This is a genomic window from Mesorhizobium sp. M2A.F.Ca.ET.037.01.1.1, assembly GCF_003998075.1.
In the GTDB taxonomy this organism is placed as follows: domain Bacteria; phylum Pseudomonadota; class Alphaproteobacteria; order Rhizobiales; family Rhizobiaceae; genus Mesorhizobium.
The window spans coordinates 1-499 of sequence record NZ_RZSA01001764.1 but is presented as its reverse complement, the minus strand read 5'-3'; the positions used below and the strand labels follow the sequence as shown (position 1 = coordinate 499).

Annotated in this window: 1 protein-coding gene; it reads right to left on the bottom strand. The window is 65.5% G+C overall.

Translation table 11 applies throughout. The annotated features are described in order from the left end of the window. On the bottom strand, positions 1-499 hold a 499-nt coding region (locus tag EOA27_RS39680), incomplete at both ends, for an efflux RND transporter permease subunit (RefSeq protein ID WP_145970954.1).

The window sequence follows — 499 nt, the reverse complement described above, 5'->3', positions numbered from 1 at the left end:
GCGATGATCAGCGCGCCAAGCGAAATGCGCTGCAGCGAGATGCCGAGATAGGACATCACCGTGAAGGTGATGGCCAGCACCAGCGGGATCGACAGCGCGACGACGAAGCCGGCGCGCAGCCCCAGGCTGATGAAGGAGACGGCGAGCACGATCGCGACGGCCTCGAACAGCGCCCGCGTGAAGCCCGAGACCGCCTCTTCGACGATCACAGGCTGGTCGGCCACCAGATGCACGCCGACGCCGACCGGCAGGTCGGCCAGCACCTTCTGCATCTCCTCATGCAGTGCCTCGCCGAATTTCAGCAAATTGGCGTTGGGCTTCATGCCGATGGCAAGCCCGATCGCATCCTGGCCGTTGAAGCGGAACAGGGCCGTCGGCGGGTCGACATAGCCGCGCCGGATCGTCGCAACGTCGCTCAGCCGGAAGAAGCGATCGTTGACGCGCAAATTGATGGCCCGCAGGCTTTCCTCGGAGGTGAACTGGCCGCCGACGCGCACGC